Here is a 15,105-nt window from a genome sequence, read left to right as displayed (position 1 = left end):
TAAGGCAAAACACAAAAAATGAAAGGCTAAAAAATTCTGTTTTACTCCACGCGCCTGCCCACAAGACGGTTTATCCTAGCCCTTATGCCCCGGTTTATCTTGACAAGCAACACCGTCCTCCTGCACTTTCCGGCCACTTTCTCAGGAACTTCCCCGAAGATGAGCCTTTTGAAGAGCGGTTCCCTCGTGGCACCCATGACAACTAAGTCGTGCTTCCTGCACTCTTCCAGTATTGCGTGAACCGGTTCCCCCTCCACAATCCTTAGATTGGCCCTTGATATCTTCTCCACTATGGGTGTGAGTCTTTCCCTGAGTTTCTTCTCATCCTCTCCGGATTTGACTGTGAGAACAGTGACTTGGGCATTGTATATCTCCGCTAGAAGGGATACCAGCTCGGCGCTCATTCTGGCGTGTTTACCTCCCCTCGTCGGGAAGAGTATGTTCTCGATTTTCTCCCGCTCCTCCGTATCACCAGGCTTTACAACAACGACGTTGCAGGGCGCGTTCTTGACTATCCTGTCGAGATTGCTCCCGAGGACGTACTTGCCCCACCGGGAGCGTCCTTCCCAGCCAAGGATGAGGAGGTCGACCTTTTTATCCCGGACGGCACTCATTATTCCCCTGTAGACGCTGTGAGAATAGTAGATGATGCCCTCGACGCCGACCCTTCCAGAGGTGTGGGCCCTGGCCTCTTTGATCGCCTCTATAGCCTCATTCGCGAAGTGTCTGGCCTCTTCAAGTGGAGTCTGTTCTGGGACAGTGACAACGCTCACTATGAGCAGCTCACCACCGACGCGTTCGGCTATTGCCTCCGCGTATTTCGTCAGAACCCCTGCATTTTCCTTGTTGGAAACAGCCACCATTATGCGGTATCTCGCGGGCTTGGCTTCCTCAAAGACCGTCTCACGCTCGAACCTGAAGGGCTCGACCCTGGCCCCTTCGTAACTCCTGTATACGATGAGCCCGATGACGACCCAAGCTATCGTGATGGCCCAAGCGGTTGGGCTGACGTTGAAGACCCAGAGCGAAAGTATCGCCTGGAAGAGTATCGCGAGCAGGGGGATGTATGGAAAATATGGCATAAGGAAACCATAGTCAAGCTCATCTCCCCTTTCATTCCTTATCTTTATCACCGCCGCGTTGACGAGGAGGAATATTAAGAGGAAGACTATGTCGGCACTAGCAGCGACATCCTCTATGGGAAAGATTGCAGCGATGGTGAGGACAATGATAGAAGAAGCAAAGAGAGCATAATGGGGAATCCTCCTGACAGGGTGTATCCTTGAAAAGATTCTGGGGAGCCTACCGTCCCTGCTTATCGCGAAGAGAACTCTCGTGGAAGAATAGATGGTTGCGTTTAGAGCAGACGTCGAGGAGAATATCGCGGCGAGGGTTATTAGAAGGCCGCCGTAGGGCATCAGGTCCTTTATGGCCTCACCCATCCCCACTGCTCCGAGTTCGGCAAACCACTCGTGAACCGGCACGTTGCCCGGCTCTGCACCCACTATAGCCGCGAAGGCGAAGATGAGGTACGTGGCGGTAACTGCTGCGACTGAGTAGAGTATGGCCTTCGGAACGGTCTCCTTCGGGTTGACTGCTTCCTCGCCGGCGTGTGCTATGACCTCGTAGCCCTCGAATCCGACGTAGGTGAACCCCATAGCCATCAGTATCTTGTCCCAGCCATTGGGAACGAAGTCGTTAAAGTGGGCGAGCTTCTCGGGGTGAACGAAGATGTAGTAGACTGAGAACAGCCCGATGAAGGCAAGCGTCCCCATCTGGCCGAGGGTTATTAAGTTCTCTATACTCCCAGTCTCGGAGACGCCGATGTAGTTTATGGCAATGAACACGAGTGCTATGGCCAGCGCGAGGAGCTTGATGATGAGCTCGTGCTCGAGGTTGATGCTGGTGAACCAGTCCGTTCCCTCAAAGAGAAAAACCGTATAAGTTGCGAAGGTTATGGCGTAGAGACTGCCAGCTACCGTCAGCGCGAACCAGTTCATCCAGCCAGAGATAAAGCCAACCAGCCCCTTGAAGGCCTCGTCGATGTATGTGTATGCACCTCCCGCTGTAGGAAGGGCCGAGGCGAGCTCGGCAAAGGACATCGCTGAGAAGAAAGCGATGAGACCGTTGAGAGCGAAGGCAACCAGTATTCCTCCTGAGCCTGCAAAACCAATGGCATAACCAGTCGCAACGAAGACGCCAGCTCCTATCATCATCCCCATACCCATCATCATTAGATGCATGAGCGAGAGCCCTCTGGAAAGCTCGATCGTTTCCCCGTTCTCCATTTTATCTCCTCCTATGCCTCGTAGTCCTTTGAACTTCAAGGACATGCCCCACCCTCTTCTTGGCGTACCTTCTTCGACGCTCAATTCTGCGCCTTTTCATTTCAGCTATTGCGTGATTGGATGCGTGGAGAAGGTAGAGCATTAAACCGTAGGCACCAACAATAATCACCATGCCGATAATTTGGTCTCCGTTCATAGACACACCTCAACTAGGGGTGTATCGCATAGGGGCTCTAAAAAATTTAGGGTCAAACCAAGAATATCCTGATGGTGTTCGTTCCGGCGGTCTTTCCTATCGGTGTCCCCTTCGTGAGGAGAACCGGGTCGTTTTCCTTCACTATACCTAACCCCTTGATCAGCCCCAGTATCTCCCGTTCGCTGGTCTCCTCCACAACGAATGGATATACACCGTAGGAGAACATCAGGTTCCTCGCAACGTGTTCATCGGTTGCAAATGCCAGAATCCACTGCTTGGGCTTGAAGCGGGAGATAAGCCTCGCAGTCTCTCCGGTTCTCGTCGGGGTCAGGATGTACTTAATGTCCATCGAGTTCAGGGCCTCTATTATGCTCCTGGCTATCGTGTCCTTTATGGTGCCTTTTCTGGGACTCTTCTCGCTCCAGCGAGTCATCTTCCATTCGATTATGCGGGTAGACCACTGGGAGTCACGGTACGCCTCTATCGTCTTTGATATCTTTGCCATCATCCTGACCGCATCGACGGGATACTTCCCAACGGCAGTCTCCTCTGAGAGCATCACGGCGTCCGTTCCATCGAGGATCGCGTTTGCCACGTCTGTAACTTCAGCCCTCGTTGGCAGCTTCTCCTCTGTCATGCTCTCCAGCATCTGGGTGGCCGTTATCACGGGCTTACCGGCAGCGTTGGCCTTGTGTATCAGCTTCTTCTGAAGAACCGGGAGCTTTTCAATGGGCATTTCAACGCCCAGGTCCCCCCTTGCTATCATTATCCCATCGGCGGCACAGAGAATGTCATCAAAGTTTTTCACGGCGTCGGGCCTTTCTATCTTGGCTATTATGAAGAGGCTTCCGTTCTTATCTTCTACGAACCTCCTGACTTTGAGAACGTCGTAGGCAGAGCCGACGAAGCTTATCCCGACGGCGTCGATGCCGTGTTCGATGGCGAACTCAATGAACTTTAAGTCTCTGTCGGTCACCGCATCAATGGCCATCCTGGCCTTCGGGACGTTGATGCCCTTGTGCGAGAAGAGCGTCCCACCCACAAGGACTTTGCAGACAACGTCCTGTCCGCGGACATCTTCCACCCGGAGCGCTATGAATCCGTCGCTTAGATAAATCACATCCCCCTTTGACACCATCCTGGGAAACTCTTTGAACTCCACTGGTATCTCCGCTTCGGTTCCGATGATGTCCCTCGTTGTCAGGACAACCGTCTGCCAGCGCCTTAGCGTGACCGAGCCGTTCTGTATCTCCCCCACGCGGATTTTTACCCCCGGAAGGTCTCCAAGGATGGCCACGGGACGGTTCAACCTCTGCGAGGCCTCCCTCACAAGCTCAACAGTCTTCGCATGCTGTTCCAGGTCGCCGTGGGCGAAGTTTATCCTCGCGACGCTCAGCCCGGCCTTTATCATCGCCTCGATGGTTTTTCGCTTCATTGAGGATGGGCCTATCGTGGCAACTATCTTGGTCTTATGAGATGGCAGCCTCATGTTCCCACCTGGAAGTACAATTCAGACTAACTCCTAAATAACCTTATCCCACCCGAAACGTTTATGAGTTAGGTTACCCTAATTACTTCGGTGGTCGTATGAACCCGCTGGATGTCAGGGTCTTCGATGAGAATGGGGAAGAGATAAGTCTTAAGGATGCTGTCCTCGGGAAATGGACCGTTCTCTACGTCTATCCCAGGGACAACACGCCCGGCTGCACAGCGGAAGCAAAAGAGTTTACGGAGCTCCTCCCAGAGTTCGAAAAACTGGGCTTTCAGGTTATCGGAGTTTCAAAGGACTCAGTAAAGAGCCACATAAAATTCAAGGAGAAACACGGCCTAAGAATCCGGCTGCTCAGCGATCCGGAAGGGGAACTCATAAAGGCCCTCGGTGCCTGGGGCAAGAAAAAGCGCTATGGCAAGGAGTACGAGGGAGTGATCAGGAGCACGTTCATATTCAACCCAGACGGTGAGGTTGTCTGGAAGAAGCTCAACGTCCGGGCAAAAGGGCACGCGGCAAAGGTTCTGGAGGAAGCGAAAAGGCTGGTCGGCGGTTCATAGAAGATATATTTCAGAACTTAAAAACAAAAAGTGAAGGAGGCAGTGGGCTCACTTCATAAGAACGAAGCCCACTATGTTGCCATCATAGGCCAGGAAGACCTTAACCCCATGCAGGGTCTCGTAGGCGGCATAAACGTCCAGCTCGCCGAGGTTGTAGTCACCGACGACCTTTCCAACGTAGTCGCCGTCGTAGACGAGTTTCTGGACGGTTATGCCGCGGTTGTTCGTGAACTCTTCAATTGAAACCTGGGCGAGATAGTCGGTTACCTCGGCCGGGTCAACGCTCACTTCGGTTAGGTTGGCGGACCTTACACCGAGCCCCATGTAGGGTGTGCCTTCTCCAGCCATCATGCCGCCGTGGCCCTGCCCGTAGCCCTTGGCGTAGGCCATTGGTGTGGCGCTTCTCTCAACCTCCGGGTTCGGCCCCGGGGTGCCCTGATAGGCCGCAACGGCCCCAAATACAAGGCCAAACACGGCCAATGCCATAAATCCAGCCAGCAACTTCTTCATGTCACATCACCTCTGCATGTGTAATTGTAATATTACATATGTGCAATTCTTTATAAACTTTACGGTTCCGGAAATCATAAAACAGGTCGTGTCGAGTTTGGAGTATGAGGCTGCAGATAACAACCGCAATTCCCCCCGGGGAGCTGGGGGAGATACTCAGAAAGTCAGGGGCTAGGGTTTCCATCAGCGTGGAAGAGACGGAAGAGTTCCACGGCATGCCGCGATGGAGTGTCCTCATCGAAGGGGTGGAGGATGAGATCCAGCGCTTTATGGAAACCCTGAGACTCGCCAGAGCTGGCGGCTAGCCAACAAGGGCGTTTCTGAAACCAAGCTCCTCGACAATCCGAGCCGCTTTTTGCTTTTCTTTGCCTTCCAGCATCCTGCTGATCTCCGGATATTCTCCAGCCTGGTATTCCGGCCGGTACTGGAACATGACGTTTACCCTGACGTCTTTTCCGAGATTTTCCACTATCCACTCCAGCACTGGCCGCGTGCAGCATTCAAGATGGCCCGGAAGGACCAGATGCCTTACGATGAACTCAGCCCCAAAGTGCTCCGCGGCAAGGAGGAAGTTTCTCGTCACGACCTCCCAGTAGCGGGGAATCTTGGAATACCTCATGGCACACCCATCGTTTCCCCATTTAAAGTCAGCCAGATAAACGTCAACAACGCCGTCGAGGAGCCTCATGGCATCCTCGCTCATGTACATGTTGGAGTTCCAGACGACAGGGATGGGGACGCTGACGTGCCTCAAAGTCTCAACGATGAAAGGCAGATTCGGCGTCGGTTCGCCGCCGACGAAGTTGACGTTCTTGGCACCCCTCCTGAACGCCTCCTCGATTTTGAACGCCATGAACTCGGGGACGTGCTCAATCCCAACGCGGTACTGACTTATGTCCCAGTTCTGGCAGAAGACGCAGCGGAAGTTGCAGCCGGAGAAGAAGACAGTGTAGGAAGGCACTAGCTCCGGTTCTTCACCGTAGTGAAGGAAGTCGCTCGCCACGAGGCTCTCCCCCACGCGGCAGTAGCCAATGTACTCCCTCCTGTCCACGCGGCACTTTATCTCGCACAGTGTGCAGGATTCCATAATCCTGCTGGCAATCAACGCCTTGAGCTCCAGGAGGTTGTTCTCGGGTTTCTCCCTCAGGTCGTTTTCCCTTAACCTGTCCATACCCTCGGCATGGAGGTTCCACAGCTCATCAAGCGGGAGATTATCTTCAAACCTGACCTCAACCCGTTTTGAGATGGAAAATACGGGCTCTTCCGTCCCTTCAAGAATCGAGAAGTAGCGTGGCAGCGCCTCCCTTGCTCCTTCGTCTTCCCACTTGGAACCACGGCCGAGCCACATCAGTGTGAACTAACGCCCAAGGGCCTAAAACTTTTTACCCTACTCCCCACGGGGACTGCGTTCGGACCACTCGACTGCCCTCTTGAGGCTGATAAAGCAGGAATCGCAGTAGCCGAGCATTCTGGAGTCCCATTCTTCCATCGTTGATGGGGAGTTCATGACGCACTGGTTTGAGCAGTGGCCGAGGTCGAAGCTGTGGCCAACCTCGTGGAGGACACCCTTGAGGAGGCGGTTTTTGAAGAGCTCAAGCTCCCCTTTTATGAGGGCCTTTTCTTCTTCAGATACACCCTCCTCATCAGCCCTTTTCAGGAATTCGGAGAGTTCAGGCGGTTCGAAGGGCTTCATTGACAGAACCATTACCCTCAACCCGATCAAGGTCTCGTGTATCCCCAAGAACTTCTCGTAGAAGTCAAAATACGGATTGCGGGAAACGAGGGGGAACGTGGTCAGGGCGAATATCTTGTTCATCTTTATGTTCGGCCTCTCCTCTATCTCGTTGAGGAGCTTGGCGTGGAGAACCTCCACAAGGACTTCGATGGGATAAGCCCGTATCTTCCCCCCTGAGGTGTATATGTTTATCAGGTAACCGGGCTCCAGCTTTAGCTTTCCGATGTAGAGAAACCTGAGCGGAAGGCCGTTCTCCTCAAAGAAACGATTCGCCTCATCAAATACGGTGAACACAACTTCCTTTATTACCTCCTCCTTCACGAAGTTTCCAGCGTAGGTGAAGGCTATGAATTCCATGATTTCATCACAAATGAAAGGCCGTTTTATGCTTATTAAATTTTTAGGTTATTAGGTAATTGCACCACAAACGTTTTTAAACGTCTTTCAGATGGTTTTTCGGGCGATGGCGTCCGCCCGGGCTTCGAGCCGAACCGCCCGCCAGGGGCTGATGACGCCTGTTCTCCGTCAAAAGCTTGAGGAGGCGGTAGAATGGGCTCGAAGCTTTATGAAATTGGAAGGTTCGTTAACGTCGATCTGATCATCCGGTATACGAAGGAGAGGCGCCATGAGGACGGAGGATACTGTTTTGTCAGTGTCCTCAACGACACCAACGTCAACGACACGTATTACGCCGTAAAAATCCACGATCTCCTGGGTCTGGATGTTCCAGAGAAGGAAAAGACCATCGAATTCTTTGAAAACGCAATACAGCCCCAGACGGCGGTCGTTGCGATAGCCATGGCTATGGAAGGCCTGGCGATCCTCGGTGCAAAGGACGTGGCGATGAAGCATGTGGACATAATCTTCACCAAGTACAACCCCCTGGAGGACAGGTTCGCCGTGGGTCTGGGCGGGAGCGAGGAGTTTGGAACGGCAACACCGCTGGAGGCAACGTACTGGGTCGTCAAGGCATTTAAGGCCATAGGATACCGCTTTGACAGTGAAACAAGAGAGAAAATAAGGGAATTCGTAATGCGCTTTAGGAACGGGAACGGATTCGGGGTGAGGCAGCCAACGACGACGATGACGTATCAGGCGCTCTATACCCTGAACGCCCTTGGGTACAGGCCGCCAAAGAGCCCCCACTTTAGAAACTGCGAGCTCTGCGGCGACTGGGGCGGGTTTACGGAGGTTCCCTACAGCCTTCCACCATACCTTGAGCCGACATTCTACGCGACGAGGGGTCTGGAACTGCAGGGTGAAAGACCGAACTGCCCCAAGAGGCACATAAGGTTCATTCGGACACTCCAGAACCCCAACGGCGGCTTCAGGCGTTCGCTGGAACTGGGCATTTCAAACTTCCAGAACACGTATAGGGCCCTAGCGGTACTGGATTTCATGAAGAGATTCATCTGAGTGGTAGGCATGGACTTGATAGGTATGTATCTAAGGGATGCCCTCGGAGAGGGGTGTCCCGTCTGCAGAATACTCCGCAAATACGAGGAGTCCGAGATAGACACAATCCTGTACGAACACGTGAACAACCCGGGCGTGAGGGAGAAGTTCAAGGAGAGCCTCGGTCTCTGCACCTACCACGCATGGAAGACCCTGGGAAAAGCGTATTCGGAACCGCTGCTGGGGCCGCTGGGTGTGGCCATAATCTACGAGCACATGCTCAGGACGTACATAACGTACCTTGAGCGGGGCGAGACTCCGGAGGAGGGAGAATGCTTCCTCTGCAGGTTAATGGAGGAGAAGGAGAGAAGCACAGTAGAGGCATTTGCGGAAAGGATTGAAGAACTCCTCCCCGAATACGAGCGCTCCGAATCGGTACTGTGCAGGCATCATTACAGAATGCTCCTGCAAATTCTCCAGCGGGGGGATCCCACTGCGGCTGAAAGGCTGAAGATGGTCCAAATTGAAAAGCTGAAGATACTCAGGGAAAGGCTTGGTGCGTTCATTGACAAGTTCGACTACAGGGCCAAGGAGCGGCCAACGAAGGAGGAGATATCGGCACTTCCACTGACGATAGAAGCCCTGAAGGGTCTTGAAACGGGCGTGACAGTGAAGAGAACCGGCAACAAAAAGTCAAGGAGGGTGTTCCCGTGGAGATAGAGGTCACAAACGAGGAACTGAAGGCGATAAGGGAGAACAAACACGAGATAGAGAGAAGGTTCCGAGACCTGGAGGGGCTGGAGAGGACGCTCAGGGTTCTGAAGCTCCGCCTCCTTCTCGAAGGAAAGGACAGGGTGGAGAAAAAACTTGCTGAGATGAGGGCAAGCTATGCCGAACTCGTGGAGTTTGAAAAGATGGCAAAGCGAGACAAGGAATTTCTGATGGCATTCCGGAAAGAGCTCAGCGAGGAGAACAAGAGGCTTAGAGCGGAGCTGGAGGCGATGAAGAAATGAAGATCACCGTGAGGCCAAAGAGGGGCTGGCGACGGGTAACGTTCAAGATTGCGGACGAGACCTTTGAGAAAATTAGGGAGCTCTGTGAACGCTACGATTTCCGGGTTGAGGAGGCGATCAGGATAATCCTCCTGCACGGCTACATTGATGACGACCCCGAAGCCAACGAGACGACGTTTAAAAAGCTCCAGGAGGAAATAGCCCGGCTTGATGGGGAGCTCTACGAGCTGGAAGGCAAATGGTCCCCCCTAAAGTTCCGCTCATACTATATTGCGATGGACAACCAGAACCTTGCGATACAGCTTTCGGCCATGATCGCCGAGAACAAAAGGCTCCGGGAACAGCTGGGGCTTCCGAAGAGGGACTACAGCGAAGTCGAGGAGAAGATACACTACTACCTCAACTTCGGCGGAAAAAATGATGAAAGCTCAGACTAGAGCTTTTCTGTGAGGGCCCTATCCTTGACATCCCAAAATCTTAAGTAGGGGTCACACGACGCACCCTCGGGAAACGGGAAGGCTAGAACGCAGGGTGAGAAAAATGAACGTCAGGATAATTGCCGCAATAATGCTCGGTGGCGCCTTGGGCGCGCTGGCAAGGTTCTATATCTCGGGCTTACTCCCGGTTTACAAGGACTTTCCAGTTGGGACCCTCCTCGTAAACAGCATAGCCAGCCTGATTCTGGGCTATCTGTACGGCCTGCTCTTCTGGGGCATAGGAATTTCAGCCGAGTGGAGGCTTTTCTTTGGAACGGGCTTCTGCGGGGCACTAAGCACTTTTTCGACGTTCTCCTACGAGACTTTTTCACTCCTGCGCGAGAGGGAGTACTCTTTGGCCCTTCTGAACATCTCGGCAAACGTTATAATCACAATAGGCCTAATATTCCTCGGGTTCGTCCTTGCAAGGAGGTGATCTTGTGGTTGAAGTCGAGCACTGGAACACGCTTCGCCTTCGCATCTACATAGGTGAGAACGACCGCTTTAACGGAAAGCCCCTCTACAAGGCGATAGTGGAGAAGCTCCGCAGGATGGGCATCGCCGGTGCGACCGTCTACCGGGGCATCTACGGGTTCGGTAAGAAGAGCAAGGTTCACTCGGCTGACGTTATGAGGCTCTCAACGGACCTCCCCATAATAATAGAGGCCGTTGACAGGGGATACAAGATCGAGAAGGCCATAGGGGAGATAAAACCCATGATACGAGATGGAATGATAACGGTCGAGCCGACAATAGTCGTGTGGGTGGGAACGAAGGAAGAGGTGAGCAAGTTCGAAGATGACGCCGTGAGGGAGCTCTGAGCCTCCTAAGTATTATATATGAGTTAGTGCAACCCCTTCTGGAGGTGCCATCATGCTTCATCATGTTAAGCTTATTCACGCCACCAAGAGCCGGAAGCTTCTCGGGAAGAAAATCGTCCTTGCAATTCCGGGCAGTATAGCAGCTGTGGAGTGCGTCAAGCTCGCGAGGGAGCTGATAAGGCACGGCGCAGAGGTACACGCCGTCATGAGCGAGAACGCCACCAAGATAATCCACCCCTACGCGATGGAATTCGCCACTGGGAATCCGGTCGTGACGGAGATTACAGGCTTCATAGAGCACGTCGAACTCGCCGGGGAGCACGAGAACAAGGCCGACCTAATCCTTGTCTGCCCCGCCACTGCCAACACGATAGGGAAAATCGCCTGCGGCATAGACGACACGCCTGTTACGACCGTCGTGACAACGGCCTTCGCCCACACGCCCATCATGATTGCCCCCGCGATGCATTCCAGCATGTACGAGCACCCGATCGTCGTTCAGAACATTGAGAAGCTCAAAGAACTCGGCGTCGAGTTCATAGGGCCGAGATTCGAGGAGGGCAAAGCCAAGGTTGCGACGATGGAGGAAATAGTCTACCGCGTGATCAGGAAACTCCACCCAAAAACGCTCGAAGGAAAGCGTGTTCTCGTAACGGCCGGTGCGACGAGGGAGTACATAGACCCCATCCGCTACATCACGAACGCGAGCAGCGGCAGGATGGGAGTGGCCATAGCGGAGGAAGCCGACTTCAGGGGGGCCGAGGTAACGCTCATCAGGACGAAGGGGAGTGTTCCGAGCTTCGTGGAGAACCAGATTGAGGTCGAGACCGTCGAGGAGATGCTCCGGGCGATAGAGAACGAGCTGAGGTCTAAAAAATACGATATCGTCGTCCTCGCAGCGGCGGTTAGCGACTTCCGCGTTAAGGAAAAGGCCAGCGTGAAGATAAAGAGCGGAAAACCTCTGACCCTTGAGCTTGAACCAACGCCGAAGATAATAGACAGAATAAAGGAACTCCAGCCGGACGTTTTTCTGGTTGGGTTCAAGGCAGAGACCGGTCTGAGTGATGAAGAACTCGTTAGAGAAGCGAGAAAACAGATTGAACGGGCAGGAAGTGACCTCGTTGTGGCCAACACGCTCAGGGCCTTTGGCAGCGAGGAGAACGAGGTCGTTCTCGTGGGCAGGGACTTCACCAAGAAACTGCCCAGAATGAGCAAACGCGAGCTGGCCGAGAGGATCTTTGATGAAATAATTTCAATACTTGGCTGAAAAGGAAAAGCCTTTTCTGCACTTTAACCAACTTTTTTTGAAAACTATTCGGGGTGATACCATGGCGGCTCTGAATGAGCCCCTTTCATACATAGGGATTACACCGTTCCAGATAATCTCCGCGCTGATTATTCTGGTGGCCGGTTACGTTGTGTCAAAGATTCTGATCTCGCTCTTCAAAGAGAGCATAGGGAAAACAAAGCTCCCGCCTCTTGTGATGGAGTTCCTTGCCAGGTTCCTGTCGATACTCCTGTACATCATTGTCATAATAGTAGCCCTAGGTGCGGTAGGTATCTCCGTATCCCCGCTCATTCTCGGCCTCTCGGCCGTCGTGGGCTTGATTTTGGGCTTTGGCCTGCAGGATACCCTCACGAACCTCGCAGCAGGAGTCTGGATCGCCGCACTCAGACCGATAGACATTGACGAGGTTGTTGAAGTTTCCGGCCAGGTTGGAAAGGTCAGCGGCATTGGTTTGATGTCAACGGTACTCATGACGCCGGACAACAGGATAATAACCATACCCAACAAGCTCGTCTGGGGCAGCATAATTGTAAACTACACGAGGATGCCCACCAGAAGGGTTGATGTGGACATAGGCATCGCCTACGGAACTGACCTCGACAGGGCGATAAAGCTGGCGATGAACCTACTGAAAAACCATCCCAAGGTTCTCGATGATCCCGAACCGGGAGTTGTGATAACAGCCCTTGCCGATTCGTCGATAAACCTCCAGCTCCGCGCCTGGACCAGGACAGAGGACTACTGGGAGGTCAGAGGCGACCTGACAAAGGGTATCTACGAGCTCTACACCAAGGAAGGAATCGAGATTCCCTTCCCGCAGCTCGACGTTCACGTGAGGGAGATGCCCAAGTGACACCACAGTTCCTGGGCGGCCAAGAAAGATTTTTGAACTTTGCCGTCCAGTTTTATTATTGTCAGAAACCGTTACAGAGTGAGCCGGGATGGTGGTAATAGGGATAACCGGCTTTGAGGGCAGTGGAAAGACCGCCCTGACAGCAAATATTGGGGCATGCCTAGCCATGAGAGGCGTCAGGACTCTTCTCATCGACGCCGACCTGTACTTTCCGAACCTTGCGTTCCAGTTCGGGGTCACACCGAAGTACACCATCCACTCCTATCTTGAGAACCCCAGGATGGATCTGGAATGGCTGACGTACCCCTATCTGGAAATCAAGAACCTCCACCTCCTCCTTGGCGACCCAAACGCCCCCATCAGACACAGACTGTCGTTTAAAGGCCTCAACACACTAATTGAATACTTCAAAAGTGCATACGGTGCGGTTCTTGTTGACTTTCCATCGGGTCTTCCAATAGACGCCCACCCCATCGTTTCCGAGCTTGATTACCAGGTACTGGTCATAGACCCCAGCACCATCCCCCTGAGGAATCTCAACGACTGGGTGGATTCGGCAATCAGAAAGTTCCTTCATCTCGGGATCGAGGACTTCTGGGTTATACTCAACAAGCCCCTCATACCTGAGAAAAACCTCGAAGCCCTGGAAAAGTTCATCTCCGAGGAACTGGAGGTCCCGCTCCTTGGAACGGTTCCTTATGACCCCTCCATCCTGGAGGGCACGTACAACGGCATCCCCATATGCGCCTGGAGGGATGAGCTGGGAGTCATAACCAAGCTTTCCTACACGTTTGAAGAAATCTTCTTTTAACCTTCCGAAAGCCTGATAAACCCGGAAAACTCCCTCCCTTTGGTGGTTCTTATGAAGAAGATAGGCATAATCGGCGGAACCAGCCCCGAGGCAACGTGTTATTACTATAAGAAATACCTGGAGATAAGCCGCGAAAAGTTCGAACCCTACGTCTTCCCCGAACTGATAATCTACTCGATAAACTTCAAGGAATTCATCCACAACCCTAACGGCTGGGAGGGGAGGAAGGAGATACTCATAAACGCCGCCAGGGCGCTTGAGAGGGCGGGGGCAGAGATAATATCCCTATCGGCCAACACCCCGCACATAGTCTTCCCCGACGTTCAGGCCGCCATCGGTGTTCCAATGGTGAGCATAATAGATGCGCTCATAGAGGAAATGAAGAGGAAGGGAGTTAAGAAAGTTCTCCTCCTCGGCACCAAGACGACGATGACCGCGGACTTCTACAAGAACGCCCTCCGCGAGGCAGGTTTCGAGGTGGTCACTCCCAGTGAGGAGGAGATGGACGAGCTGAACAGAATAATCACCGAGGAGCTGATGTTCGAGAACTTCATCAGCAGGGAGTGGGTGCTCGACCTCATCAACCGCTACATAGAGCGGGAAAACATCGAAGGGGTCATCCTCGGCTGCACCGAGCTTCCGCTGATAGTCAAATCCGGCGATGTGCCGGCGGAGGTCTTCGACACGGTGGAGATACACATGAGAAAGCTCATCGAAGTTGCGAGCGAGTGATTTTTAAGCCCTTTTCTTCCCTTTCCTCCAGGTGGGAGAGATGGAGATCAGAGAGTTTCAGGACATGATCAGGGAGATTTATTTCCACAAGGACTCTAAGCGGGGCGTTGAGAGAACCTTCCTCTGGTTCGTCGAGGAAGTCGGAGAGCTGAGCGAGGCGATAAGGAAGAACGACCGCGAGGCGATGGAAGAGGAGTTCGCCGACGTTTTAGCCTGGCTCGCCAGTTTGGCGAACCTCCTCGGAATAGATATCGAGGAGGCGGCAAAGAGGAAGTATCCCGGCGTCTGTCCATACTGCGGGAAGAACCCGTGCGAATGCGAGGAGAAATGAGCTTTATTTTTTGACCGCCTTTTCGACCGCCATCTTAACGGAAAGACTTTTATACTTTCGGGCGCACTATTCTATGCAGTAAACCGAGGTGGTGTGCATGCATGAACTCGTAGAGTTCGCGGTTGAGAAGGCCCTCGAACTGGGGGCGTCCTACGCCGAAGCGCGCTTTGAAGAAAAGAACGGCACTTCTCTGGCGATGAAGAACGGAAACCCCGAGGGCCTGTCAATACTGGCCGAGAAGGGCATTGGCATAAGGGTTCTCGTGGACGGGGGAATGGGCTTCGCCTCGACCAATGTTCTCACGAAAGAGAGCATCGCCGAGGCCGTTAAGAAGGCTGTGAAGCTCGCAAAGGCGGCCTCCAAGGTGAGGAACGAGCCGATTCGCTTTTCCGATGAGGACTTCCACGAGGTCTACTATGAGGTCAAAATGCGCAAGGACTTCCGCGACGTCTCCCCCGAGGAGAAGCTCGAACTCCTAAGAAAAATCGAGGAGGAGGTAAAGGCCACCGGCGTGAACGTGCCGATGCGCTACCTTGGCTACTCCGACCAGGTGTGGCACAAGATAATAGCCAACAGCGATGGAGCGTTCATCGAGAGCGTCATTCCG

At 53.2% G+C, this 15,105-nt stretch carries 20 protein-coding genes and 1 riboswitch; of the genes, 14 read left to right on the top strand and 6 right to left on the bottom strand.

Annotated elements, in window-relative coordinates; translation table 11 throughout:
* Window positions 1-41: 41 nt before the first annotated feature.
* The 3 genes from F7C11_RS09820 to pyk are packed head-to-tail and all read right to left on the bottom strand — an operon-like array spanning window position 42 to window position 3,973.
* Window positions 42-2,288 (bottom strand): amino acid permease, encoded by a 2,247-nt coding sequence (locus F7C11_RS09820; RefSeq protein ID WP_297093023.1) that lies wholly within the window; start codon window positions 2,286-2,288, stop codon window positions 42-44.
* A gap of 1 nt (window position 2,289) precedes the next feature.
* On the bottom strand, window positions 2,290-2,484 hold the full coding sequence (locus F7C11_RS09815; RefSeq protein ID WP_297093022.1) for a hypothetical protein: 195 nt from the start codon (window positions 2,482-2,484) through the stop codon (window positions 2,290-2,292).
* 52 nt (window positions 2,485-2,536) lie between these two features.
* Window positions 2,537-3,973 carry a pyruvate kinase gene (pyk, locus tag F7C11_RS09810; protein ID WP_297093021.1) on the bottom strand — a complete coding sequence of 479 codons (1,437 nt, stop codon included), beginning with the start codon at window positions 3,971-3,973 and terminating at the stop codon, window positions 2,537-2,539.
* 98 nt (window positions 3,974-4,071) lie between these two features.
* Here pyk and F7C11_RS09805 point away from each other — a divergent pair, with 98 nt between their 5' ends.
* The gene (locus F7C11_RS09805; protein WP_297093020.1) at window positions 4,072-4,533 is read left to right on the top strand and encodes a peroxiredoxin; all 462 of its coding nucleotides are present in this window, start codon (window positions 4,072-4,074) and stop codon (window positions 4,531-4,533) included.
* A gap of 48 nt (window positions 4,534-4,581) precedes the next feature.
* Here F7C11_RS09805 and F7C11_RS09800 read toward each other — a convergent pair whose 3' ends face one another.
* Window positions 4,582-5,043 (bottom strand): hypothetical protein, encoded by a 462-nt coding sequence (locus tag F7C11_RS09800; RefSeq protein WP_297093019.1) that lies wholly within the window; start codon window positions 5,041-5,043, stop codon window positions 4,582-4,584.
* A gap of 104 nt (window positions 5,044-5,147) precedes the next feature.
* Between F7C11_RS09800 and F7C11_RS09795 the strand changes: the two genes are divergently transcribed.
* Complete coding sequence (locus F7C11_RS09795; RefSeq protein ID WP_297093018.1) at window positions 5,148-5,348, top strand: TIGR04140 family protein; 201 nt, start codon at window positions 5,148-5,150, stop codon at window positions 5,346-5,348.
* On the opposite strand, the gene F7C11_RS09790 is transcribed toward F7C11_RS09795, so the two are convergent.
* On the bottom strand, window positions 5,345-6,391 hold the full coding sequence (locus tag F7C11_RS09790) for a radical SAM protein (protein ID WP_297093017.1): 1,047 nt from the start codon (window positions 6,389-6,391) through the stop codon (window positions 5,345-5,347). The two genes, F7C11_RS09795 and F7C11_RS09790, sit on opposite strands and share 4 nt — an antisense overlap.
* 39 nt (window positions 6,392-6,430) lie before the next feature.
* Window positions 6,431-7,135, bottom strand: a complete 705-nt coding sequence (locus tag F7C11_RS09785; protein ID WP_297093016.1) for a peptidase M54 — start codon at window positions 7,133-7,135, stop codon at window positions 6,431-6,433.
* Between the two features lie 93 nt (window positions 7,136-7,228).
* Window positions 7,229-7,303: riboswitch (Fluoride riboswitch) on the top strand.
* Window positions 7,304-7,327: 24 nt separating this feature from the next.
* Here F7C11_RS09785 and F7C11_RS09780 point away from each other — a divergent pair.
* From F7C11_RS09780 to F7C11_RS09725, 12 genes are all read left to right on the top strand, one after another.
* Entirely contained in the window at window positions 7,328-8,194 is an 867-nt protein-coding gene (locus F7C11_RS09780; protein ID WP_297093015.1) for a hypothetical protein, read from the top strand.
* Window positions 8,195-8,203: 9 nt separating this feature from the next.
* A complete protein-coding gene (locus F7C11_RS09775) occupies window positions 8,204-8,893 on the top strand; it encodes a DUF6062 family protein (RefSeq protein WP_297093014.1) in 690 nt (229 codons plus the stop codon).
* The gene (locus F7C11_RS09770) at window positions 8,884-9,186 is read left to right on the top strand and encodes a hypothetical protein (protein WP_297093013.1); all 303 of its coding nucleotides are present in this window, start codon (window positions 8,884-8,886) and stop codon (window positions 9,184-9,186) included. Before F7C11_RS09775 ends, F7C11_RS09770 begins: the two co-directional genes overlap by 10 nt.
* Window positions 9,183-9,623 (top strand): hypothetical protein, encoded by a 441-nt coding sequence (locus F7C11_RS09765; RefSeq protein WP_297093012.1) that lies wholly within the window; start codon window positions 9,183-9,185, stop codon window positions 9,621-9,623. The genes F7C11_RS09770 and F7C11_RS09765 overlap by 4 nt, the downstream gene beginning before the upstream one ends.
* A 103-nt stretch (window positions 9,624-9,726) precedes the next feature.
* Window positions 9,727-10,098, top strand: coding sequence for a fluoride efflux transporter CrcB (gene crcB, locus F7C11_RS09760; RefSeq protein ID WP_297093011.1), 372 nt, complete (start codon window positions 9,727-9,729; stop codon window positions 10,096-10,098).
* A gap of 4 nt (window positions 10,099-10,102) precedes the next feature.
* Window positions 10,103-10,483, top strand: a complete 381-nt coding sequence (locus tag F7C11_RS09755; protein WP_297093010.1) for a DUF190 domain-containing protein — start codon at window positions 10,103-10,105, stop codon at window positions 10,481-10,483.
* Window positions 10,484-10,535: 52 nt separating this feature from the next.
* Entirely contained in the window at window positions 10,536-11,750 is a 1,215-nt protein-coding gene (gene coaBC / locus F7C11_RS09750; protein WP_297093009.1) for a bifunctional phosphopantothenoylcysteine decarboxylase/phosphopantothenate--cysteine ligase CoaBC, read from the top strand.
* A 61-nt stretch (window positions 11,751-11,811) separates the two neighbouring features.
* A complete protein-coding gene (locus F7C11_RS09745) occupies window positions 11,812-12,624 on the top strand; it encodes a mechanosensitive ion channel family protein (protein WP_297093008.1) in 813 nt (270 codons plus the stop codon).
* A gap of 88 nt (window positions 12,625-12,712) precedes the next feature.
* Window positions 12,713-13,435 carry a MinD/ParA family protein gene (locus tag F7C11_RS09740; RefSeq protein ID WP_297093007.1) on the top strand — a complete coding sequence of 241 codons (723 nt, stop codon included), beginning with the start codon at window positions 12,713-12,715 and terminating at the stop codon, window positions 13,433-13,435.
* A gap of 51 nt (window positions 13,436-13,486) precedes the next feature.
* Window positions 13,487-14,167: an aspartate/glutamate racemase family protein gene (locus F7C11_RS09735; RefSeq protein WP_297093072.1), complete on the top strand. Its 681-nt coding sequence runs from the start codon at window positions 13,487-13,489 to the stop codon at window positions 14,165-14,167.
* Between the two features lie 40 nt (window positions 14,168-14,207).
* Complete coding sequence (locus F7C11_RS09730) at window positions 14,208-14,498, top strand: MazG nucleotide pyrophosphohydrolase domain-containing protein (RefSeq protein ID WP_297093006.1); 291 nt, start codon at window positions 14,208-14,210, stop codon at window positions 14,496-14,498.
* Window positions 14,499-14,595: 97 nt separating this feature from the next.
* Window positions 14,596-15,105: PmbA/TldA family metallopeptidase (locus F7C11_RS09725; RefSeq protein WP_297093005.1), on the top strand; the 510-nt coding region annotated here is incomplete at its 3' end.

The sequence above is a fragment of the Thermococcus sp. genome (assembly GCF_015521605.1).
GTDB lineage: Archaea > Methanobacteriota_B > Thermococci > Thermococcales > Thermococcaceae > Thermococcus.
This window is presented reverse-complemented; position numbering and strand designations above follow the sequence as displayed.